We start from the raw sequence: 22,999 nt of genomic DNA on the forward strand, positions 1-22,999 counted from the left end.
GCCGGGAGATGCACCAGGGTTAAGGTCTGCGCTGGATCAGATAATGGGCGATAGCCAATTAAGGAATCGTCTGGCCTCCAGGGCAGTGGATGCGCGCGAACGATTTTCAATAGAAAAAATTGCCAATATGTGGGAAATCCTTTTTGATCAATGCATGCATCAGAATGCTGATCCGGGATATCTCGCGGATCAAAACCATAGGATTAACGATAGATAGTCTCTATGAATCATAGATGTACGTTTCCTTTGTCACGTTATATAAACTGACAAATATCACTGAGAATCACAAAGGAATAATTTAAATGCGATTACTCATGTTCATTTCTTCCCTTGCATGCGGCGGTGCAGAGCGCGTCACCACAAATCTTGCGAACCATTGGGCCGCGAGAGGCTGGGAAATTACTATAGTAACGTTGGCTTCAACCAGCACTGACTTTTATAAGCTCCACCCTGGGATTAAGCGTGTTGCATTTGAATTAACTGGTGACAGCCATACGATGTTAGCCCGCCTTTCGAGAAATATGCGCCGTTTGAAAAAAATGCGACGCACTCTGCGTGAGATACAGCCAGATGTCGCGCTTGCCATGATGAGTAACGCGAATGTGATTCTGGCACTGGCCGCAAGGAGGTTCCCTAATGTGTGTGCCATTGGTTCCGAGCGTACATTCCCACCCCAGCTACCGTTAGGCGCTATTTTGGAGGCGTTGCGGCATAAAACGTATGGTCAACTAGCCGCCGTTGTGGCGCTTACCCAAGAGTGCGCCCATTGGATCGGAGCGCATACATCGGCGCGAAGAGTTTCGGTTATTCCTAATCCTGCGTGTTGGCCGCTTCCTGAGCATGTGCCGAAAAAATACCGATCCGAAGTCTGCGCACCCGAACGGCAGCTCTTATTGGCGGTGGGGCGGCTGAATAAAGAAAAAAATTTCGAACTGTTGGTAGAGGTATTTTCGCACTTGGCACAGAAGCACCCGGATTGGGACCTGGTGATTCTCGGGGAGGGCCCCGAACGCCAAGTCCTGGAGGCGCAATTAAAGGCCAAGGGGCTGGATAAGCGTGTTTTTCTTCCGGGACGCATCGGCAATGTTGGGGAGTGGTACCAGCAGGCAGATCTCTATGTAATGACTTCAGATTTCGAAGGCTTTCCGAATACGCTTGCCGAAGCGCTCGCCCACGGCTTGGCGGCAGTGAGCTTTGATTGCGACACTGGACCACGGGACATTATTCGACATGGAGTTGACGGCCTGCTGGTGGCACCGGGAGATGCACCAGGGTTAAGGTCTGCGCTGGATCAAATAATGGGCGATAGCCAATTAAGGAATCGTCTGGCCTCCAGGGCAGTGGATGCGCGCGAACGATTTTCAATAGAAAAAATTGCCAATATGTGGGAAATCCTTTTTGATCAATGCATGCATCAAAATGCTGATCCGGGGTATCTCGCGGATCAAAACCATAGGATTAACGATAGATAGTCTTTATCAGTCATAGGATGCTTCACGTGAAATCGTCTATTCAATCTTTTGAAGAACGGGGCGGATCCAGGGTGCTCCTGAAAAGGCCTGCGCGAACTTTTTGGGGCAGATATAACGCTATTGTTCTAACGACCGCATTGAGTTTGATCTATCTGAATCTACCGGGTTACGCATTCGTCTTAAACAAAGCTTTATTGCCAAAATATTTTTATTTTGGGCTTGTTCCCATTTTAAGCCCTGTGTTGCTGTTAAAGCCCAGAGCTTTCTTGTCATATTTGATTTCACCTTTTCCTCTCTGGATATTCGTAGTAATTATTCTTAATATTATTCATCTTTTAAATGCTTTTGTTGAAGGCAATACAGGGACCGTTGACTTGGTTAGCACTCGTATCCAATTACTCGTTGTCGCCATTGGTCTTGGTTTCGCCTTAGCCGTTACCCGAACTGAAACTTATGAACGTGTATTTCCATTTTTAACTGTGTTGATTTCATGTTCAGTTATATTCGATTTCTTTATCCCAGGGGTGTTATATCCTATTGGTATGGAGGGGTCTGTTATAAATCGTGGTGCGGCAACATTTATCAATCCAACGATCGCTGCCGAAGTAATGTTGATTGTTTTTCTTATGACATGTGCTGCAGTGAAAATGCAATATCGAATGCCGTTGCTGATTCTGACAGGTGTGGGGGTCACGGTGACATTTACTCGTTCCGCGATTATTGCGTGGATATTGTTCTGGATATTTTTATCGATTAAGCGAGTATTTTCAAGGTTAGCTGCACTCTTTACTTTAGCGGCATTTATTGTCATACCAGTCTTATATGATACTTTCGGAAACTATTTAAGCAGTCGCGAAAATTCCGGCGAATCCATCGCTAACATTCAAGCGCGATTGGATTTTTTTTCCAATCCAAATTTTGAAGACGGTAGTTCTGAAGAGCGATTAAAGGTATTAAAGGCAGGCTGGAATCTCTTCTTGCAAAATCCTGTATCTGGTGCCGGGGCTGGTGCAACCCATTTCTGGTCGTATAAGGCTGGCACGCATAATCAATTGGTAATGCTCGGGGCCGAGTATGGGATTCTCGGCATTGTACTTTGGGCCTCATTGGCCATAATTTTGTGGCGCGGAAAACATTTTCAAAACAAAAATCTGCAGTTCGCAGTATTTTGTTTGTTTATTTTCATGTCAATGTTTACACACAATATGTTCGATTCACCGTATTGGCTGGTCACGTTTGCACTAATAGCTGGGACGAGGAAGGCATAGGTGCCCGCAAGTAATATTTGCAGGGCGATTTCGCCAAGCCTCGTTTGAACATTGGATCGTCATACAGCCGTAGTAAGTCTAGTCAGTGGTAAGTGGCTTCAACCTGGGGGCAGTTCTTGAACGGTGGGACGAATCATTTAAACAGATTGGGGCGATTTCTTGAACGTTGTTCACATCATTGTCGGCCTCAACATCGGTGGTGCAGAGTGCATGCTCAAGCGCCTGATCGAATCGCATCAAGGTAGTGCCGAGTATCGACACACGGTCATATCGCTCACCGACATCGGCAAGGTCGGGCGGCAATTGCGGGCCCTTGGAATAGATGTGCAGGCACTGCACATGCGATCCGCGCGCGATTTCCCCCGTGTGCTTTGGCAGCTTGTGCGCCTGATTCGCACGTCGGACCCGGAACTGGTCCAGACCTGGATGTATCACGCCGACCTGTTGGGTGGCTTGGCTGCCCGTATTGCGGGCAATAGGAATGTCATCTGGGGCATACGCACCACGGATGTGCAGGCTGCCGGCAAGCGTGCCACGACAATAGTGAGGCTGGTGTGCGCGTGCCTGTCCCGATGGGTGCCGCATACCATCATCTGTGCCGCCGACGCTTCGCGCCGCGCGCACGTGGCTGTGGGCTACGATGCGGCGCGCATGGTGGTGGTGTCAAACGGTTTTGACCTGTCACGCTTCGTGGCGACGGCAGAGCAGCGCGCGACGTTGCGGGCGCGCTTTGGAATTGCTGCAAGCGAGGTTGTGGTTGGTACTGTCGGACGGTTTCATCCGGCCAAGGATCATCAAAATTTTGTGCGTGCGGCGGGCTTGCTGGCACAGCAGCACGCGCATGTGCGGTTTTTAATGGTTGGTCGCGGCTTGGACGCGAACAATACGGAACTCGCACGCGGGATTGCTCAAACCGGTCATGCCGATCGTTTTGTACTGTTAGCGGAACGTGCCGATGTGCCGGTTTGCCTGGCCGCGATGGATATCTTCTGCCTCTCTTCCCGTACTGAAGGTTTTCCTAATGTCGTGGGCGAGGCCATGGCCATGGGCGTGCCGTGCGTGGTGACCGACGTCGGCGATGCCGCCATGCTGGTAGCGGACACGGGAATCGTCGTGCCCAAGGAAGATTCGATCGGCTTGGCGCATGGACTGGCGGATCTGCTGGCGCTGGCGCCAGACGCCCACCGCCAGTTGGGGCAGAAGGCCAGGGAACGGATTCATGCGGAGTTCACCATAGAGCGTGCCAGAGAACGATTTGAAGAAATCTATCAACGCATAGCTGGCGAAAGGGGGCAATGATGTGTGGATTTGCTGGTTTTTTTGGCGGCATTGCCTCGCAGGGCCAGGCGGGTGACGAAGCCGTGCTCAAGCGCATGGCCGACACGCTGCTTACTCGGGGCCCTGATGATGCAGGCTATTGGTCTGACCAGAATCATCGGATCGGGCTGGGCCACCGGCGCCTGGCGATTGTCGATCTGTCTCCCGCCGGGCATCAGCCAATGCTATCCGCCAGTAGCCGCTACGTGATCGTCTTTAATGGCGAAATTTACAATCACCTATTGCTGCGCGAGGCGCTGGAAGCTGGCGGGCAGGCGCCGGCCTGGCGCGGCCATTCGGATACCGAAACGCTGCTGGCCGGCTTCGATGCATGGGGGGTCCAGGGTACGGCGGAACGTGCCATCGGCATGTTTGCTTTTGCGGTATGGGACAAACAAACCGGCACGCTGTTCCTCGCGCGGGATCGCATTGGCGAAAAGCCGCTCTATTATGGCTGGCAGGGGCGCGGCGAGAATGCGGTGTTTTTGTTTGGCTCCGAATTGAAGGCGCTGCGCGTCCATCCTGCTTTTGAAAACATCATCAATCGCGGGGCGCTCAGCCTGCAATTGCGGCATAACTATATTCCGGCGCCGTATTCCATTTATGCGGATATTGCCAAATTACCGGCAGGCAGCTTGCTCACGGTATCGCTGCAGCAGCGCGAGCCGAAAGTGTGGTCGTATTGGTCCGGGGTGCAAACGGCGGAATCCGGGGTGGCCAATCCCTTTGCCGGAACTGCCGAGCAGGCAGTCGATGCGCTGGAAATATTGCTCAAGGACGCGATACGGCAGCAGATGGTGGCGGATGTGCCTCTTGGGGCGTTTCTGTCCGGCGGGGTCGACTCTTCCACCGTGGTGGCGCTGATGCAGACGCAGTCCTCGCGTCCTGTCAAAACTTTTACCATCGGGTTTCATGAAGATGGTTATAACGAGGCCATATATGCCAAGGCCGTGGCCAAGCATCTAGACACCGACCATACCGAGTTGTATGTCACGGCGGAACAGACCATGGCGGTGATCCCGCGCTTGCCGACGCTGTATGACGAACCTTTTTCAGATTCCTCCCAGATCCCTACGTTTTTGGTTTCCCAACTTGCCAGGCAGCATGTGACGGTGTCGCTGTCCGGCGATGCGGGTGACGAGCTGTTTTGCGGGTACAACCGATATCACCTAGCGGCCGGTATCTGGAATAAGGTCACTACTGCGCCGATGCCGTTGCGCATGCTTGCAGCCAAAGTGCTGACCAGCATTTCGCCGCAGTCATGGAACCGGATGGCGGGCGTTGTCAGAAGCGTGTTGCCGCTCTCCTTGCCGTTCGCCAATATGGGCGACAAGTTGCACAAGGGCGCGGGGGCATTGGAGAGTAAGTCGTTCGATGCGCTATATCTGAATCTGGTATCGCATTGGCATGACCCCGCATCGGTAGTGATCGACGGCTATGCGCCACCGACCTTATTGGCCGGCGAAGCACCGCTTCTTGCCGGGCTGGATAATATCCAACGCATGATGGCGTTGGATATGCTGACCTATTTGCCGGACGATATTCTAGCCAAGGTGGATCGGGCGGCAATGGGCGTTTCGCTGGAAACGCGCGTGCCATTTCTGGACCACCGAGTAGTGGAACTCGCATGGCGCCTGCCGCAAGCGATGAAGCTGCGTGATGGACAGAGCAAGTGGGCACTGCGCCAGGTCTTGTACCGGCATGTGCCAAAAGCGTTGATCGAGCGCCCCAAGATGGGGTTTGGCGTGCCGATCGGCGACTGGCTGCGCGGGCCGTTGCGGGATTGGGGAGAGTCGTTGCTGGACGAGGCGCGATTACGAAATGAAGGCTTCTTCCACCCGGCGTTGGTAAGACTTAAATGGAAAGAGCATCTGTCGGGCCAACGCAATTGGCAATATCAGCTGTGGGACGTGTTGATGTTTCAAGCTTGGCTGGAAGAACAATAATGGGCGCCTCGAAAAACCGTAGCGAGCGGCCCAAGGTCGGGGCGAGAAGCGCAGTCGTACGGCTGTACGGCGAGCATCACAGCCCCGAGATTGGGTTGCGCAGTAGATTTTTCGAGGTGCCCTAATGAAGAAGAAAATCGTCTACGTCATCAACCATGCGGCCTTTTTTGTATCTCATCGTTTGCCTTTGGCGATTGCGGCTCGCGAGGCAGGATGGGACGTGCATTTGCTGATCGGTCAGCCGGGGAGCGCAGTGATGGAGCCGCTGGCGGAAGCGGAACTCAAGCGCCAGGGCCTACCCTATACCCGCTTGAGCTTTCGTACCGTTGGCTTCAATCCCGTGTGGGAGCTGATCGGCGTGCTGCAGTTGCTGTGGCACATTGCGCGGATGAGGCCGTCGGTCGTGCATACAGCTTCTCCTAAAGGCGGCTTGTACGGCGGCCTGAGCAGCCGGCTGTTGCGGGTACCGTGCCTGGTGGTCGCGGTCTCCGGCATGGGCTTCCTCTTTACAGGGCATGCAAATGGACTTAAAGGCATGCTGAAGCGGCTTTACAGCCTGTTATTGGCCTGGGTTTACCGGCATCCCAACATCACGGTTATCGTCCAGAATCAAGACGACAAACAGGCTTTGCTGCAATCCGGCGCGGTGCAGCCGAACGATTTGATACTGATCCCGGGGGCAGGGGTCGCGCTGTCGAATTACGCTTCCGTGCGAACCGACGACTCGCAACGTCTCGTGGTGCTGCCCGCCCGCCTGTTGCGCGACAAAGGGGTCGAGGAATTCGTAACGGCAGCGAAGATGCTCAAGGAGCAGGGCAGCGATTGGCGGTTTGCGTTGGTTGGCACGGCCGATTACGCCAATCCGTCGGCTATCCCCGAGGCGCAGGTCAAGGCTTGGGCCGATGCCGGGCTGGTCGAGTGGTGGGGGCATCGAGAGGACATGCCGCTCGTTTATGCTCAAGCCGACATTGTGTGCCTGCCGTCCTATCGTGAAGGTATGCCCAAGTGCCTGCTGGAGGCCGCCGCAGCAGGGTGCGCGGTAGTGACATCGGACGTCACCGGCTGCCGAGAAGCCATCATTCCCGGCGAAACGGGTGATCTGGTTCCTGCCCGCGAGGCAGCCGCATTGGCATCCGTGTTGGCCAAATTAATTGCCGAACCGGACCGCCGCCGCCGTTACGGGGAAGCAGGCCGCATTTTGGCGGCAGCCCGCTTTGGCATGGATGCCGTACTCAAGACCACGCTGAATATTTATGACGGCCTGTTGGCGCGTGCCGCATCCGTTCTGCTCGGCGGAGCCGAGGGGAAATAGCGGAGAGCAATTCGCAATAGCATCGTCCCTGCATCGGGTTGGCCCGAGTTCCAGTGAGTTTGCTACCTATCGTCTAGGTGCCTCGAAAAACCGTAGCGAGCGGCCCAAGGTCGGGCCGAGAAGCGCAGCCGTACGGAGGTACGGTGAGCATCGCAGGCCCGAGATTGGGCCGCGCAGTAGGTTTGTCGAGGCGCCTGTTCATATCTTTCAGTCCTTTTATCCTGAGGAGGACCTATTGAAAACCCTCAACAACAAGCGATTAATCCTGCTGGAGTTGAACGAAATTAATTTTGAGTTTGCCCTGGCTTATGCCGAGCGCAAGACGCTGGTTCATCTCAAGCGCGTGATTAAAGACGCCCGGCGCACCAGTTCGGAAGCGCACTACGAACAACTGGAGCCGTGGATCCAGTGGGTGTCGGTCCATACCGGCATAGCCGCCGCGGAACATGGCATCGTTCGCTTGGGCGACATGGCCGGCAGCGGCATCCCTCAGTTTTTCGAAGCGGTTGAGGCAGCGGGGTATACGGTCGGAGCCATTTCTGCGATGAACGCGGACAACCGCTTGCAACAGCCGGCCTATTTCATTCCCGACCCGTGGACCGTCACTTCGCCGGACCGATCTTTCTGGAGCAGGGCGTTGAGCAAGGCAGTCTCGCAAGCCGTCAACGACAATTCCAACGAGCGCTTGAGCGGCAGGAGCTTATTGGCGCTGCTGGGCGGCTTGATCCGGTTTGCCAGGCCGCGCAACTATTCGCGTTACGTCAATCTCGCACTGCGCAGCCGCGGCCGACCTTGGCGTAAAGCGCTATTCCTCGATCTATTCCTGCATGATCTTCACTTGCGGATGTTCGGTAAAAAAAGGCCTGATTTTTCAACGCTTTTCTTGAATGGCGGCGCTTTCATCCAGCACCATTACCTGTTCAATGCGCGCGCTGCCGTCAAGACCGACCTGCGCAACCCTGACTGGTATGTGGCGGCGGATCAGGACCCTTTCGCAGAAATGCTGGAGGTCTACGACCGCATCCTTGGCGACTATTTGGCGCTGGATGACGTGGACCTGATCGTCGCCACCGGCCTGACGCAGAAGCCGTATGACCGCGTGAAGTATTACTGGCGCCTGCGTGATCATGTTGCTTTCCTGGACCATGTCGGCGTGAAATATCGCGCTGTTTTTCCGCGCATGACGCGCGATTTCATGATTGAGTTCGATTCTTCCGAAGCCGCCAAGCACGGCGCCGAGCAATTGGCGGAAATAGTCTGCGAGGCCGACGGCAATGCAATTTTTGGAGAAATCGATAATCGCGGCGCAAGCTTGTTCGTGACGCTTACGCATGCCGCTGCAATCGAAGATGAATTAATTGTCAAACAAGGAAATAAGCGCTTCGATCTAAAGCCGCATGTCGTTTTCGTCGCCATAAAAAACGGCATGCATGAGGGCAGGGGCTTCGTCTACTACAAGGGGCGAGTGGCCGATTATGCTGCGCGGGACGGACTTCACGTCAAGGAGCTATACAAAGTGGTCGTGGACTATTTCGGGCTGAATCTGCCGGCTAGGGCTGCGCCAATCCGGGAAGCGGAAGCCGATACCCATGTTTAATTCGGCGCGCGTGTCCTGGTCAAAGCTGCTTTGCTATGCGCTGATTGCTTCTTGCTTGCTGCCGCTTGCGAAGGCTGGTAACGACGCAGTCATCGGCAAGCGGATGCCAAACAATACCATCGCCGCTCCGCCCGGATCCAGCCGGGTGTTCGAGGCTCGCCTGTTCGGCAGCGTTGCCGCCGGCAAGGCAGATTACGCTCCGGTCATTCGTCGCGTGCTGCAGCTTGCGAAGGAGGCTGGAGGAGGAATAGTACGCTTGCCCAAAGGTGAAATCTGGGTTGCGCTGGATTCGTCCGGAAACGCCATTACGGTGCCGTCGGGAGTATTTCTGGATATGACAGGAACGACTCTGCGCTTGATCGAGAACGGCCGCAGCGGCTACAACATCATCTTGTTCAAAGACAGAGGCGCGCCCAGCGGTGTGATAGGGGGCACGGTGATCGGGGATCGTGATTACCATCTCGGCAAAGACGGCGAATGGGGAATGTGCATTGCGGTCAGAGGCGGCGCCAACATATCGATTAAAGGAATCAAGGCAAGCAACTGCTGGGGCGACGGCATCTATCTCGGGGCGGACCCTTCAGGCGATCTCAACACATTTGCGGAGAATGTCGATATCGACGGCGTGGAAGCTGCGTACAACCGTCGCAATAACATCAGCGTAGTCAACGCCAGGGGATACCGAATCTGCAACGTCTATGTGCATCATGCCAATGGCGTGCTGCCGGAATCGGGAATCGACATTGAGCCGGATAAGGGAGGTATGGCCAGCGACGGCCTCCTGTGCAACATTCGTTCCGAATTCAACGGCAAGCGTGGCGTGATGACCGGCGGCGGCAGCGACCGCAAGGTGCGCGGATTGAAGCTCCGGCAAATAAGCTCAAGCAGCAATCAGGCAGCCGGATTCTGGATAGAGGGCGCACAGAATGTCGAAGGCGCAATTCTTTCGGCGCAAGACAACGCCGAAGAAGGCGCGGTGTTCAATTCAACTTCGGACGTAGTCGTAAAAGAGTATGCGGGCGGCAGAAATGGACGAAAGGCTAAAAAAGGTCAAAGCGATATCAGGATCAACGACTCTACCAAGGTCTCGATGGGCCGCCTTTCTTCTCTGGCCGGAAGCCAGGATCAGCGCGGCTTTCCAGTCATTGTGGTGCAAAAATCGCGGGGCGTGACGGTCGATAAATTTGCGATGGATTCCGGTCGCGTCCTGCAAAATTCTGTACATGTCGACTCGCAATCCGAGGCCACCTTGGAGTCGCTGACGTTCAAGCAGAAGCCATAAGTTTTAAGCGTGTCAATGTGAATGTTGCCGGTAGTCGGAGCACGCCTTGGCCCCAGCGAATTCTTTCGAAGAATAAGGCGCCTCTAAAAATACACTACCGGGCAGGGCCGAAAAATCGCCTGATTGCGACGCCTTCCGGCCAATAAAACCGAGCTTTGAACATGTCGGATCCTGTCAGCTCTGACAGTTACTGCAGGGCACTCTAACGAGCAAGCTTTCTTTCGGCATACTGAATGCGTCTTCAAAGCTGGCATCAGCGCAGCTGTTCCAGCCGCAACAGGCACCCTTCATGCTCATAGGGCGGCAGGGCTGCCGATGATTATCGACGGGTACCGATTTGTGCATGTGGGATTGAAATGATCTGCGCCTACAACTCATCAACGCTCTGACAGCATTGCCCCACACAGGTTTTCGACTACCTCGCGCATTTTTGGAATGTTTTGCAGAGACCAGATTAATTTCTGAATTGGTCTTTTCTGGCAATGGCAATCAACCTAAAGAGGGCTCCTAAAATGATTGAGAAGAAAATTACTGTACTGTCAATTGCCGTCGCTCTGGCATTGACAGCTTGCGGCGGCGGTGGCAGCAGCGGGACGGGAACCGGATCAGTCGGAGGAACGCCGGCGACGGCCACCACAGCGGCAGGCAAGGCGGTTGACGGGTATTTGAGCGGTGCTTCGGTGCTGTGCGACGCCAATAATAATGGCGTGGCCGATGCCGGTGAAGCAGTTGTGGTGACTGACGCCCAAGGCAATTTCACGTTTTCACCGGCATGTTCGAGCACGATTGTGGTCAGCGGCGGCACCAGCATCGACACCGGCCTGCCGTTTGCAGGCACCCTGAAAGCGCCGGCCGGCAGCACCTTCGCCACGCCGCTCACCACCTTGATGGTGAGCGGCGGACTGAGCGCCGCCCAGGTCGCGGTTGCCCTTGGCCTGCCAGCCGGCACTGATGTCAGCCAGGTGGACCCGGTGAGCAATTCCGATCTCTATAAAAAAACCCTGGCGCTGCAACAAGTCATCCAGCAAACCACCGAAACGCTTGGCGCCCTGGCGCAGGACGCCAGCCCGGCGACCATCCAGGCAATTTACAGCCAGGTGGCCAAGGCGGTAGTGACGACGCTGGCGGCGAATCCAACGATACCGCTGGTCGACGTCAGCGGCAATGTCAGCAATTCGCTGGTATCCGGCATCGTGCTGCAGTCGGTGAATAATGTGGCGGCAACCACCGACCCTGCGTTGACCACGACCCAGTCCAGCCTGGCTGGTTTCAGTGCCAGCAGCGTGGCGACATTGATTTCGGGCGCGATCGCGAACCAGGCGCAAACCCTGGCCCAATCCAGCGACGCCGCCTTGATCGGACAAGCCACGTTGCTGCAGTCGACACCGACGATTGCCAACGCGACCTCGCAGGTGGCGGCCTTGTTGACGACCGGGGTCAGCGGTCAAGTCAATCTGGCGGCGGTGGGAGGCGCCCTGCAACAGTTGAGCAGCCCCGATGGCAGCAGCGATGCGACCGCCATCTCGTCCTTCCTGGGTGCGATCGCCACCCAATCCCAAGCCGCCGGCATCCCGCCGCCGGCAGTCACGATCGGCGACCTGTCCAAGCGCAAGAACTACCTCGCGATCCAGAACGACAGCATCACCATCGGCGGCGATGCCTATAACTTGAGGCAGTTCCTGAACGGCATCACCCTACGTCACAAACCGTCGCCGATAGACACGTTCAGCTTTGCCTTTGATGTGTTCGGCCGGCCGATCCCCAAAAACGCGGGCGGCGTCATGACCACCCGGGTCAGTCTCGCGGTCGAAGTGGCGGATGCCGGCGGCAGCGGGCGGGTGCTGCAACTGGCGATGGACAAGGCGGACCTGACCATGGACAACAAACAGCAGTTGACTATCGTGGTGCCGGCAGGCGCCCGGATGTACGCTTATGGCAAAACCAGCAAGGATGTGAGCGCCAATTTGACGCTCACCAACATCGCGGCCAACCAGTTCGTCGCGGTCGCCGACAATACGCTGACATTCAACACCGGCAATGTATTGAAACGCATCCTGGGCCAGATCGAGGGGCAATCGGGCGGCGTGTTTTCCAATCTGCAAAATCTGACCGGTACCTTCAACATGAAATTTGTCGTTTCCAACCTGAACGTTGGCAGCGAGACCGACAAGTCTGCGGTGCGAGGCTTATCGGTTGGCGTCACCGGATCGGGGCAGCCGCCGGTGAACGGCCTTGGTGTAAAGGGGGTAATGACTATCCCCTAAAAGTCGCAATTGACCACCATGCATAACAGGGGCGCGGCAATTTCGCCCCGTTTTTTATCCTCGCGCAGCAGACGCAAGAGTTGCATGCTGTGCTTTCCCGCTGATCGAAAATCGACATATCGAGACCATTACCGATGAAAAAAATATTATTTTCGCTAGGCGTAGCTGGTGCAGTGTCGTCGGCCGCCGCCGCGCCGATGGATGCCTTTCTCTCCGCCAACCCGAGCAGCAAACCGGGCGAAGTGCAGCTCGAAGCCGCCTACGACCTGGTCAACCGGCGGGTCGACGTGTTCAACGTCCGCAATAGCGACAGCAGCTTTGCCGGCACCAATGTCGGCGACTATCACGGCGCGCATCTGCGCGGCGGGTGGGCGATCAGCCCCAGGATCTGGGTCGACGGCGGGTTCTGGGAAAGGCGCATCGACTATCGCAGCGACCTTGCCAAGATTCACAGTTGGCAGCTGGCGGCGCAATACAAATTGGTTGAAGGCGCCGGATACCAACCAAGCATCGCGCTGCGCTTAGGCGCATGGGGCAACTACGCCGACGAGCTGAAAAAATCGTCGTCAACCACGATGCAAGGCGTGACGCTCAATTCGGTGAGCGCCTCCAAGCCCAAGGACAACCAGTACCAGCTCGACCTGATCGGCAGTTCGAAAGTGCTGGACAACCTGGAACTATCCATGTTTGCCGGCGTTGGGCACAGCAAGGTCAGCCTGGATTCGGTGCAGGGCAGCACGACGCTGAACGGTTGCAACTACAACCTGGCTTTCGGCCCGACCGAGGTGGTCGGCACCCTGGCGCCGCCCTGTAGCGCCGGTGCCGTGATAGATCGTTTTACCGTGCCAAACAGCCTGTTTGGCATTGATGTCAACCGCGAAACCCAGTACAGCGCGAGGTATTACCATGGCGGGCTGATGTTGAAGTGGACTCTCGACGATTGGCAACTGCGGGCAGGCTTCGAGCACCAATCGTTCAATCGCAACCATGTCGACGACATCATCAGAAGCCGCGGCGGCGCCACCTACAAAAGCAACAACATCCTGATTGGCGATATCAGCTACAAGCTGTTCGATAACACGGCGATTTTTCTGCGCGGGCAGTACATGACCAATCAATTCGTCGGGGAAATTCCATTTGCCTACAACACCTTGACGGCTAGCCGGTTTAACAAGCATTACGGTTTTATCAGCACCGGCTTGGTGATGACGTTCTAGTTAATCAATAGGCCGTTGCACGAGGGCTTGGACTTTGCAGCCCAAGCCTGCCCTATGCTTCGCGCCATCCGGGTGTTGATTTGAAATCAGGCTTGCATGGTCGGGCAACAAGTCCTGACCGACCAACCGCAACTTAATCGCATTGACGATCTTGATGCGCACCTGGAAATTGCAACGTTCCAGCGCTGCTACCCGTTTCCCCCTCCTTCAGAGCATGCGGCTATACATAAATACGCCGCTCGACCTCGACGCATGTTTTGTCGTGTATGCGTTGCAGCCAAATCTCCTTCAGCACATGCCAAGCGCTAATCCAGGCAGTAAGCAATAAAACCAAAAACGCGATCAGGCTACGCATCGGATTACGCAAATTAGAAAAACCAATATGAAAATAGGAATTTGTTCTATTGCCGGAGCATTGCGGGCTAACTACGCTTAATTTGAATTGATACACAGATTCCAATGTCTTTTTAAAACATTGCCAAGTCATGGGAGGCGTATATGTACGAAATTAAATTTGGCAAAAAGAATGAGCCTTCTTTCTTTTTGGAGAAAAGCAATGATTTAATTGCAGTGCGTATGAGCCCCAAGCATTCAATTCTCTAGCCATCAAATCCGATCGCGTTGTCTTCCAGCATCAGCGACGGCAAATTGGCCATAGAGTTTTTCGATGCTGGTCTTTATGGGCACGTCGAAAAACCTACTGCAGGGTTCGGCAAGCCCGCCAATCTCGGGCCTGCGATGCTCGCTCGCTACGGTTTTTCGACGCGCCCATTAAACAGCCTCAATCGCCCGCATTTCCCTTGCCGCCACCGACAGCATTGCCAGATCGACGTTGCCGCCCACCTGGAAGTCGGTCAGCAGGCGGCGGTAGCGTTCCAGCGGCACCCGGTTGGCGATTTGCCAGGCGTCGATCATCGCCGCCGGCTGATCGAGCGCAGGGGAGAGCTTGATCACGTTGGCAGTCAGCGCCCGTTGCAGCGTGGTCAGGTCGCTTTGCAGCGCAGTACGAGCCAGCCGCTGCCAGTGGGTGTCGGCCGGCAGCGCCGCTACCCGTTCCCGCATCCAGCCGAAATTCAAATTGAGATCGAGCGCAAAATAGACGCCGGCCACCAGTTCCAGGCTACGCTCGGTGGCGGCGGCGACTTCGGCGATATCCAGTACCGCGCCTATCAGTTCCGCACTCGCCGCGCGCCGCGCCAGCACGGCCGAGACCCCGGCTTGCATCAGCGCCTCTTGTTTCGCCTTGAGCGCCTCGGCGTCGCTGGCGGCCAGCAGCGTGACCAACTGCGGCCCAAGCTGGTCGGCGGCAGGGCGGAAGCGGGCCACCGTGGTTTCAATCGTCTCGCCATTGCCGTGGCGATGCAGGAACCAGAAGCTGGCGTGCTCCATCAGGCGGCCGACATCGGTAAATAGCTGCGCTTGCAAGGCGTCCGGCACCAGGTTGTCGAGGGCGTCGATGTCGCGCCAGATGTCGTCGAAGCCGAACACTTCACGGGCGATCACGCAGGCGCGCACGACATCGGCCGGGCTGGCGCCGCTTTCATCGGCCAGCCAATGCACCAAGGTGATGCCGACCCGGTTGGTGAGCGTGTTGACCAGGTAGGTGGCGATGATTTCGCGCGCCAGCGGGTGACGCTGCATCGCATCCGGATAGCGCTCGCGCAACGGCTGCGGGAAATACTCAGCCAGCGAGCGGGCGATGAACGGCGCTTGCAGCAGGTCGGAGGCCAGCAATTCTTCATACAGCCACATCTTGTTATAGGCCATCAGCACCGCCCGTTCGGGCGAGGTGAGCCCTTGTTTGACGGCTTTGCGCTCGGCGATTTCTTCTTCAGAGGGCAGGAACTCGACCGTGCGGTTGAGCCGTCCCGAACGTTCCAGAAAGCGGAGCAGGCGCGCTTCCGGCTCCAGCAGGCTGGCGGCGCGCCGGCCAGCGACCGACAGCGCCTGGGTTTGGTAGTAATTGTCGGCCAATACCTGCTGGCCGACTTCTTCGGTCATCTCGGCCAATAGTTTGTTGCGCTGCTTCTCAGTCATTTCGCCTTCGGTCACCACCAGCCCGAGCATGATCTTGATATTGACTTCGTGATCGGAACAATCGACGCCGGCCGAGTTGTCGATGGCGTCGGTGCAGATGCGGCCTCCCTTTTGCGCGAATTCGATCCGGCCGAACTGGGTACAGCCCAGATTGCCGCCCTCGGCCACCACCTTGCAGTTGAGCTCGGCGCCGTTGACCCGGATCGGGTCGTTGGCGCGGTCGCCGACCTGGGCGTGGGTTTCGCGCGTGGCTTTGACGTAGGTGCCGATGCCGCCGTTGTACAACAGGTCGACCGGCGCCAGCAAGATCGCCCGGATTAGCTCGGCCGGCGTCAGTTCTTCGGCGCTGACGCCCAGCATGGCCCGCACTTGCGGCGACAGCGCGATGGTCTTCAGAGTGCGGGCGTAAATCCCGCCGCCGTCGGAAATCAGCTTGCTGTCGTAGTCGGCCCAGCTGGAACGCGGCAGCGCGAACAGACGTTCGCGCTCGGCGAAACTGGCGGCCGTGTCGGGGTCGGGGTCGAGGAAGATGTGGCGGTGGTCAAACGCCGCCAGCAGCTTGATGTGGCGCGACAGCAGCATGCCGTTGCCGAACACGTCGCCGGACATATCGCCGATGCCGACCACCGTAAAATCCTGTTGCTGGGTATTGACCCCGATTTCGCGGAAATGGCGCTTGACCGCCTCCCACGCGCCGCGCGCGGTGATCCCCATTTTCTTATGGTCGTAGCCGACCGAGCCGCCGGAGGCGAAGGCGTCGGATAGCCAAAAGCCGTATTCGGCAGAAATCGCGTTGGCATAATCGGAAAAGGTCGCAGTGCCCTTGTCGGCCGCCACCACCAGGTAAGGATCGTCCGGGTCATAGCGCACCACCGCGCCGGGCGGCACCACTGTGCCGCCGACCAGATTGTCGGTCAGGTCGAGCAGGCCGCGCAGGAAGGTCTGGTAGCAGGCGATCCCTTCTTGCAAATAGGCTTCGCGCTCGGTCGCCGGCGGCGCGCTCTTCAGCACGAAGCCGCCCTTGGAGCCGACCGGTACGATCACCGCATTCTTGACCATTTGCGCCTTGACCAGCCCCAGCACCTCGGTCCGGAAGTCCTCGCGCCGGTCGGACCAGCGCAAGCCGCCGCGGGCGACCTTGCCGCCTCTCAGGTGCACCCCTTCAAGACGCGGCGAGTAGACCCAGATCTCGAACATCGGCTTGGGATCGGGCAAGCCGGGCACCTTGGCCGGGTCGAACTTGAACGACAGGTAAGGCTTGGCCCGGCCGTCTGCCGCACGCTGAAAATAATTGGTGCGCAGGGTAGCGCCGATCACGCCCAGGATTTGACGCAAGATGCGGTCCTCGTCCAGGTTGGGCACCTGGTCCATCGCTTCTTCGGTCTCTTGCAACAGCGCAGCGGCCTTTGCCTGGTCGGCCTGGGCCGGGTCGAAGCGGGCCAGGAACAGCGCCACCAGTTGGCGCGCGATGGCCGGGTTGCCGGTCAGGGCTTGCTCGATATAGGCGTTGCTGAAGGTCGAGCCGGCTTGCCGCAGATACCTGGCGTAGGCGCGCAAAATCGTGACTTCGCGCCAGTTCAGTTGCGCCCGCAGCACCAGCCGGTTGAGATCGTCATTGTCGGCTTCGCCGCTCCAGACGCGGGCAAATGCGTCTTCGAACACTTCCTTGATGTGGTCGATCTCGATTTCGCTGTCGTCGGCGGTTTGCATCCCGAAATCGTGCATCCATAGCGGTTCGCCGTCCTGCAAGTCGATCCGGTAGGGCCGCTCTTCATTGACCTTGACGCCCATGTGTTCGAGCATCGGCAGGCTTTGCGACAGCGCGATCGGCTTGCCGGTGCGGTAGATCTTCAAGCGCAGTGAGGAGGGCGCGGCTTCGATCGGCCGATACAGGTTCATCGCCAGGCCGGCGCTTTGCTGCGCGGCTTCCATCAATTCGATGTCGCGCACCGCTGCCCGCGCCAGATAGTCTTCGCGGAAGCCGGCCGGGAACCCGTCTGCATAGCGCCGCAGCAACACGTTGCCTTGCTCTTCGCCGCGGCTTTCCAGCAAGGCTTCGGCCAGATCGTCTTGCCAACGGCGGGTGGCTTGCACGATCTTGGCTTCGAGCTCGCCGACGTCAATGTCAGTCACCGTGTCCGGATGGGTGCGGACGGTGATGTGGATGCGCGCCAGCACCGATTCCGACAGCAAGGGCGTGAACTCGACGCTGATGCCGTTGAACGCTTCCAGCAACATCTTCTGGATTCGTACCCGCAGTTCGGTGTTGAACTTGTCGCGCGGCACGAACACCAGGCAGGATACATAGCGGCCGAACGCATCGCGCCGCACAAACAGGCGCGGCCGCTGGTGCTCTTCGAGCCGCAGGATGCCAATGGCGGTGTCGAACAATTCGTCCTCATCGACCTGGAACAGTTCGTCGCGCGGGTATTGCTCCAGGATGGTGGCCAGGGTTTTTGCCAAGTGGCCTTTGGGCACGAAGCCGGCACGCGCCTGGACCTTGGCAACCTTACGCCGCACCAACGGGATCTCGGTGGTAGGGACCATATAGGCGGTCGAGGTGTACAGACCGAGAAAGCGGCGCTCGCCTGTCACCTTGCCGGCGGCGTCGTAGCGTTTGACGCCGACATAATCCAGGTAACCGGGACGGTGCACGGTGGCGCGCGAGTTGGCCTTGGTGATGAACACCGGCGAACGGGCTTCGATCACGCCCTGGGCGCCGATCGGCAGCTTGGTGATGTCGGCGCTGTCGGCAGAGCGCAAAGAGTCGCGCAATATTCCCAGGCCGGAGCCGGCCACGCTTTGCAAATAATTTTCGCCATCGCTGACCATCAGTTCGTAATCGTGATAGCCGAGAAAAGTGAAATGATCCTCGATCATCCATTCCAGGAAAGCACGTGCTTCGGCGATTTCCGCTTGTTGCGCGGGGTCGCCGTAGTTCAGTTGTTTCAATTCGTCGATCGCGTTGGTCGCGGCCGACTGCATGACGCGCCAGTCCTCGACCGCGGCGCGGACGTCGCCCAGCACCTTGAGCACGCCGGTCTGGATTTCCTCCAGCCTGGCGGCTTCGGTGCAGCGATCGACTTCGATGTGGATATACGATTCCAGCCTGGCATCGCCGCTGTCGGCGGCGCTGTCGTCGCTGGGGCGCCGGATTTTGACGACCTGGCCGGCGGCGTCGCGCCAGACGCGAAAGATCGGATGGATCACGGCATGCAGGGTCAGGCCCAGGTGGTTGATCTCGGTGGTCACCGAATCGACCAGGAAAGGCATGTCGTCGTTGACGATCTCGATCACGGTATGGGCGGATTCCCAGCCGTGCTCGTCGATGTGCGGATTGTAGACACGCACGCGCGGCGCGCCGCTCTTGAAGTGGCGCGCAAACTGCCAGTGGGCAACCGCAGCGCCGTACAAATCCTCGTTGCTGCGGCTCAGGATTTGTTCTTCCCCGACCTGCGTGTAATAGTCGGCCAGGAACGGTTGCATCGGCGCAAAGATGTCTGCCGGTAATCGTTCGCTGGCGAAATTGCCCATGTTTGCCAATTGCTGCTGCTTCTTTTCTTCGGCTGCGGTGCGCATAGTGTTTCCTTTTTTTAAGCGCCTCCAGGAACGCTCGTCACGGTTCCCAGAGGCGCTTCTAGGCCGGTGAACTTAGATAGATTCTAGTCAACGCATACTGAATGTCATCCGCTTTTTATCGGTTTCGCTACTTCGATAAAACATGGCTGGTGGTGACGTCCGCAATCAGCTTGTCGTTGGCGCCAAGCACCACGGTGCGGACCACGCTGACCGTGCGGCCGCGCTTGACGAAGCTGGCGACGGCCTTGAACGAACCTTCGGTCTGATTGGCGACCAGGTTGGCGTTGAGGTTGATCGCCAGCGGAAACCCCGACATGCCTTCGCTGATGTCGCCCGGGCCGATGACCAGTACCGTGGCGGTTACGTCCGCGAACCACAGCATGGCGCCGGCGTGGACCACGCCGAACGGATTTTTGATGCCGCTGCGGATAGGCATCTCGGCCACCACCCGCTCAGCGCTGCGTTCAACAATGGTGAATTCAATGGCTCCTTCGACTTTCATGGCATTTCCTTTTAAATTTCGTATGGTTGCACGTCAACCGGATGTCCGTCGGCATCGAACTCTGCTGCGATGGACAGTGATTTGACGCCCATCGTCATCAGTGCGTCGTAAGCGTCGTCGATTTCAACTTCCAGGTCGCCGACGTAGTTTATTGGTTTGTCGAAAGAGGCCACCAGCGCGCCATCCGCCTCTGCGTACAGGTTCACGCGCAACACCGGTTCGTCCCGCATCTCGGCAGGGGCGATGACGGCCTTGGTCTGCTCGGCGGCGATGCCGTGCTGGAGCAGGCCCTGATTCAAATCGGACATCATTTGCAGCATGAACTGTTCGGCGATGCCTCTCTCTTTGCCGCCGTGGAACAGATCCTGGTAGAGGAAATGGATGTCGATCTCGCGGCCGTCGGTGCCCAGGCAGCGCGCCATCAGCGGCGCATTTTGCTCGGCCCAATGCTGGAAGCGCTCTGCGCGAGCGTCGAAAAAGGCGTCGACATCGTCGTTCGGCACGGCATAAAACGCATCCTCGGTCGACTTCAGCGTGAATCCCAGCAAAAACCGTACTTCGACCGCCAGGTCCTCAGCCGCAAAATCGCTGTCGGGCCAGCCGCTCAAGCTGCGGGCTATGGCCGGCGTAGCCGCGACTTTCTTGTTGGTCATGGAGGCAAACGCATCCCGGATCATTTCGCTCAGATGGCTGTAGGTAATGCCGTCGATTTCGTCCAGATGGTAGGCGTGATTGACCAGCACCACGGTGGCGTCCTGGCTTTCCAGTTCCGCTTCCTGAAAGCTTTTTGTCAACAATTCGAACGCTTGCTGATCCTGGAAACATTGTCCGCGATCGAGACCGCCGCTGGTGCGCACGAACATCGGAATCACAAACGCATTGACCTCCACCGTGCTGCCTTCCTCGCGCTTGAACAGCATGACTTCGGACGCTTCTTCGATGCGTTCCTTTAATAGTTGATAGGCGTCGATGTCGGCGTATTTTGCGCGGTCGATTGCCTCATAAAGAACGTCGTCGTTTTTCTGGTTGAGCTGCTTCCTGATCAGCTTGGTCAGGTCATTTTCCTTTTGCTCCATGACCTCAAAAAAAGATTCGCTGTCTTCTTGCTCCACCAGCTCGATGGCAAGATCGCACAGCGTCTGGATAGCGGCGTCTTGTTTGTTCTCTGCGGAGTTGGCGGATTTTCTGGGAGTGGGGCGCTTGTTTTTTGGCATGATTTTATTTTTTATCAAATGTTGGTCTGAGGTGTCTTGTGCAGGCGATCGCATGTCGCGATCTTACGCGTGGCGGCGGCTGTTTTCAAAGCAGTCCTTGCATGCAAAGGCATGGACGGAGGGAAAAGGGAGGGGGAGCGGGCAGGGCCGGGACCGGCCGCCGCGGATCGCTGTTGCCGGAGCGGCAAGCAGCGATCTTCAGGTCTGACTTACTCGTCTTTGGCTGGCGCGGCATGATCGCCGGCTGCGGTCTCGGTTTCCTTCGGCGCCGGTTCTTCCGCTATTTGGAAGGCAGGATCGTGCACCCAGCGGCCCAGATCTTTGCCGATCGCCACTGCGCTGCGATCAAGGATAGAACAAGTGCCCTTGAAGCCGCCCCACATGCCGCCCATGGACCAGCGATTGATCTTGGTGTGACGCGTCACTTTGCCGTGCTCGTCCAGCAGATCGGCCGTCACGGTAATGGCTTTCGGGCCGCTCCAGGCGCCGCCGCCGACACCCAATACGTGCGTGATTTGCAAGCGCAGCAGGTCCGCGCCGGCAGTCTTGGTTCCGGTGGCGATGGTGCCGTCGCCGGTTTTGTTCAGCTTCGCCAGCACCGGGCCAACGCGACGCGCCAGCATGTCTTCGATGTGGCACTCATTCTTGACGCTTTCAACAACGCCAGCATCCGGGTGATAGGTCACCGGGGTTTCCAACAAGGTGTTACCGGCGGCAAGAGTGCTCGCGCCGTACGTCAACATGCCAATCACAAACAGCTTTTTCATCGTTGTATCCAAAGGTTAAGCAAAAGAGCATGGATTCTACCCAATTTGGAACGAGTGATGCTGAAAAGCAATGGTTACCGTTGATTTATACCCCAAAATTTGTTCGCGTCATGCAAGCAGTTGGCCTAAGCTAATTTCAGGACTTTCGAAGTCTATCTTTCAAGAACGGAGACAGCATGCGTAACCGAATCTTGCCGACACTGGCGACGATTGCCGCCAGTGTCGGGCTGCTGGCGCTGGGCATGGCCCAAGCCCCTCTGGCATTCAGCGCAGCGATCGCTATCGACCCCAACCATCTACCCGCCGCCTCGCCCGGATTCCTGGTGGTGATCAGCGAGCCGGGAAGCTACCGTCTGACGGGGAACTTGACGGTGCCCGACGCCAATACGACCGCGATCGAAATCAATGCCGATAACGTCAGCATCGACCTGGGCGGCTTTGCCATCCTGGGTCCGGCCAAATGTTCGTCGCCGCCGGTGTCATGCCTGCCGACCGGGACCGGCAACGGGGTGCATGTGGTGTACCGGGACAATATCGCCGTCAGCAACGGCAGTATCCGCGGCATGGGCAACTACGGGCTCTATCTGGAGACGCGTTCGGGCCGCATCGACAAGGTGGATCTGGTCAGCAATGGCGGCGGCGGCGCGCTACTGTTCGGCGGCGTGATCAGCGATAGCAGCGCGGAAGCCAATGGCGGCGCCGGCGTGTTCGGTCTCGACATCACCGTGCGCGGCAACCTGATTCGCAATAACCAGCATTTCGGGCTGGAAGCCTACGGCCTGTCGGCTTATGCCAACAACCGGCTAAGCGGCAACAATAACAATGCCGCCCAGGTCAATCGCACGCCGACCCAAGGCGGCCGCAATCAGTGCAAGGCGGCCGACTGTCCTTAGTCAAAAATAGCAAGAAGCTAATAATTGCCATTGCGTTCGATAGCGTTTATAGTCGCTCCCGTCCCCGAACAAAGAAGGGACCTGGTCTAGCAGCCAGGATCAAATGCGCACAGAACCGCGCCAGCGGTTTCTCTTTGTGCCGTCTTCTGTCGCCCTCCACGGGTGGCGAGGTAGGGAGCCCCTTCGGGGGCTGCCGGAGGACGTTAAAGCATTTGACCGGTCTGCTAGCCTACTTTCGCCGCCGTGTGTCAAGAACGCAAAAGCCGAAGTATCGGCCGCTGCGATGCTTTATTGAAGATGAGGGTCGGCCCCTCGTGATCGGCGTGCAGGCG

At 57.4% G+C, this 22,999-nt stretch carries 14 protein-coding genes and 1 pseudogene; 11 read left to right on the forward strand and 4 right to left on the reverse strand.

Translation table 11 applies throughout. The annotated features are described in order from the left end of the window. The 10 genes and pseudogenes from ACFPM8_RS12175 to ACFPM8_RS12220 form a co-directional block, all read left to right on the forward strand. Positions 1-217 (forward strand): annotated as a pseudogene (locus ACFPM8_RS12175) (hypothetical protein); the annotation flags it as partial. A gap of 85 nt (positions 218-302) precedes the next feature. Beyond that, the gene (locus ACFPM8_RS12180) at positions 303-1,472 is read left to right on the forward strand and encodes a glycosyltransferase family 4 protein (protein ID WP_378997821.1); all 1,170 of its coding nucleotides are present in this window, start codon (positions 303-305) and stop codon (positions 1,470-1,472) included. A gap of 26 nt (positions 1,473-1,498) precedes the next feature. Then, positions 1,499-2,740: an O-antigen ligase family protein gene (locus ACFPM8_RS12185; protein WP_378997822.1), complete on the forward strand. Its 1,242-nt coding sequence runs from the start codon at positions 1,499-1,501 to the stop codon at positions 2,738-2,740. A 159-nt stretch (positions 2,741-2,899) separates the two neighbouring features. Next, a complete protein-coding gene (locus ACFPM8_RS12190) occupies positions 2,900-4,039 on the forward strand; it encodes a glycosyltransferase family 4 protein (RefSeq protein WP_378997823.1) in 1,140 nt (379 codons plus the stop codon). Continuing rightward, positions 4,039-6,003, forward strand: coding sequence for an asparagine synthase (glutamine-hydrolyzing) (gene asnB / locus ACFPM8_RS12195; RefSeq protein WP_378997824.1), 1,965 nt, complete (start codon positions 4,039-4,041; stop codon positions 6,001-6,003). Before ACFPM8_RS12190 ends, asnB begins: the two co-directional genes overlap by 1 nt. A gap of 124 nt (positions 6,004-6,127) precedes the next feature. Beyond that, positions 6,128-7,315, forward strand: a complete 1,188-nt coding sequence (locus ACFPM8_RS12200; RefSeq protein ID WP_378997825.1) for a glycosyltransferase family 4 protein — start codon at positions 6,128-6,130, stop codon at positions 7,313-7,315. Next, positions 7,275-8,912, forward strand: coding sequence for a hypothetical protein (locus ACFPM8_RS12205; protein WP_378997826.1), 1,638 nt, complete (start codon positions 7,275-7,277; stop codon positions 8,910-8,912). Before ACFPM8_RS12200 ends, ACFPM8_RS12205 begins: the two co-directional genes overlap by 41 nt. Beyond that, positions 8,905-10,194, forward strand: coding sequence for a hypothetical protein (locus ACFPM8_RS12210; RefSeq protein WP_378997827.1), 1,290 nt, complete (start codon positions 8,905-8,907; stop codon positions 10,192-10,194). The genes ACFPM8_RS12205 and ACFPM8_RS12210 overlap by 8 nt, the downstream gene beginning before the upstream one ends. A 512-nt stretch (positions 10,195-10,706) precedes the next feature. After that, positions 10,707-12,458, forward strand: coding sequence for a hypothetical protein (locus tag ACFPM8_RS12215; protein ID WP_378997828.1), 1,752 nt, complete (start codon positions 10,707-10,709; stop codon positions 12,456-12,458). A 134-nt stretch (positions 12,459-12,592) separates the two neighbouring features. After that, on the forward strand, positions 12,593-13,675 hold the full coding sequence (locus tag ACFPM8_RS12220) for a hypothetical protein (RefSeq protein WP_378997829.1): 1,083 nt from the start codon (positions 12,593-12,595) through the stop codon (positions 13,673-13,675). A 771-nt stretch (positions 13,676-14,446) separates the two neighbouring features. Here ACFPM8_RS12220 and ACFPM8_RS12225 read toward each other — a convergent pair. From ACFPM8_RS12225 to ACFPM8_RS12240, 4 genes are all read right to left on the reverse strand, one after another. Further along, entirely contained in the window at positions 14,447-19,291 is a 4,845-nt protein-coding gene (locus ACFPM8_RS12225) for an NAD-glutamate dehydrogenase (protein WP_378997830.1), read from the reverse strand. A 127-nt stretch (positions 19,292-19,418) separates the two neighbouring features. Further along, positions 19,419-19,793, reverse strand: a complete 375-nt coding sequence (locus ACFPM8_RS12230; RefSeq protein WP_378997831.1) for a PaaI family thioesterase — start codon at positions 19,791-19,793, stop codon at positions 19,419-19,421. 11 nt (positions 19,794-19,804) lie between these two features. Then, a complete protein-coding gene (locus tag ACFPM8_RS12235) occupies positions 19,805-21,007 on the reverse strand; it encodes a DUF2863 family protein (RefSeq protein WP_378997832.1) in 1,203 nt (400 codons plus the stop codon). A gap of 209 nt (positions 21,008-21,216) precedes the next feature. Further along, positions 21,217-21,774 carry a hypothetical protein gene (locus tag ACFPM8_RS12240; protein WP_378997833.1) on the reverse strand — a complete coding sequence of 186 codons (558 nt, stop codon included), beginning with the start codon at positions 21,772-21,774 and terminating at the stop codon, positions 21,217-21,219. 176 nt (positions 21,775-21,950) lie between these two features. On the opposite strand from ACFPM8_RS12240, the gene ACFPM8_RS12245 reads away from it, so the two are divergent. After that, positions 21,951-22,667, forward strand: coding sequence for a right-handed parallel beta-helix repeat-containing protein (locus ACFPM8_RS12245; protein ID WP_378997834.1), 717 nt, complete (start codon positions 21,951-21,953; stop codon positions 22,665-22,667). Positions 22,668-22,999 lie beyond the last annotated feature (332 nt).

This window comes from Paraherbaspirillum soli, assembly GCF_042654985.1.
In the GTDB taxonomy this organism is placed as follows: domain Bacteria; phylum Pseudomonadota; class Gammaproteobacteria; order Burkholderiales; family Burkholderiaceae_D; genus Paraherbaspirillum; species Paraherbaspirillum soli.

Bases quoted from the DNA above. Each gene is read 5' to 3' on its own strand.
- ACFPM8_RS12180 (WP_378997821.1), top strand. From the start codon at position 303: ATGCGATTACTCATGTTCATTTCTTCCCTTGCATGCGGCGGTGCAGAG.
- asnB (WP_378997824.1), top strand. From the start codon at position 4,039: ATGTGTGGATTTGCTGGTTTTTTTGGCGGCATTGCCTCGCAGGGCCAG.
- ACFPM8_RS12200 (WP_378997825.1), top strand. From the start codon at position 6,128: ATGAAGAAGAAAATCGTCTACGTCATCAACCATGCGGCCTTTTTTGTA.
- ACFPM8_RS12210 (WP_378997827.1), top strand. From the start codon at position 8,905: ATGTTTAATTCGGCGCGCGTGTCCTGGTCAAAGCTGCTTTGCTATGCG.
- ACFPM8_RS12215 (WP_378997828.1), top strand. From the start codon at position 10,707: ATGATTGAGAAGAAAATTACTGTACTGTCAATTGCCGTCGCTCTGGCA.
- ACFPM8_RS12220 (WP_378997829.1), top strand. From the start codon at position 12,593: ATGAAAAAAATATTATTTTCGCTAGGCGTAGCTGGTGCAGTGTCGTCG.
- ACFPM8_RS12225 (WP_378997830.1), bottom strand. From the start codon at position 19,291: ATGCGCACCGCAGCCGAAGAAAAGAAGCAGCAGCAATTGGCAAACATG.
- ACFPM8_RS12230 (WP_378997831.1), bottom strand. From the start codon at position 19,793: ATGAAAGTCGAAGGAGCCATTGAATTCACCATTGTTGAACGCAGCGCT.
- ACFPM8_RS12235 (WP_378997832.1), bottom strand. From the start codon at position 21,007: ATGCCAAAAAACAAGCGCCCCACTCCCAGAAAATCCGCCAACTCCGCA.
- ACFPM8_RS12240 (WP_378997833.1), bottom strand. From the start codon at position 21,774: ATGAAAAAGCTGTTTGTGATTGGCATGTTGACGTACGGCGCGAGCACT.
- ACFPM8_RS12245 (WP_378997834.1), top strand. From the start codon at position 21,951: ATGCGTAACCGAATCTTGCCGACACTGGCGACGATTGCCGCCAGTGTC.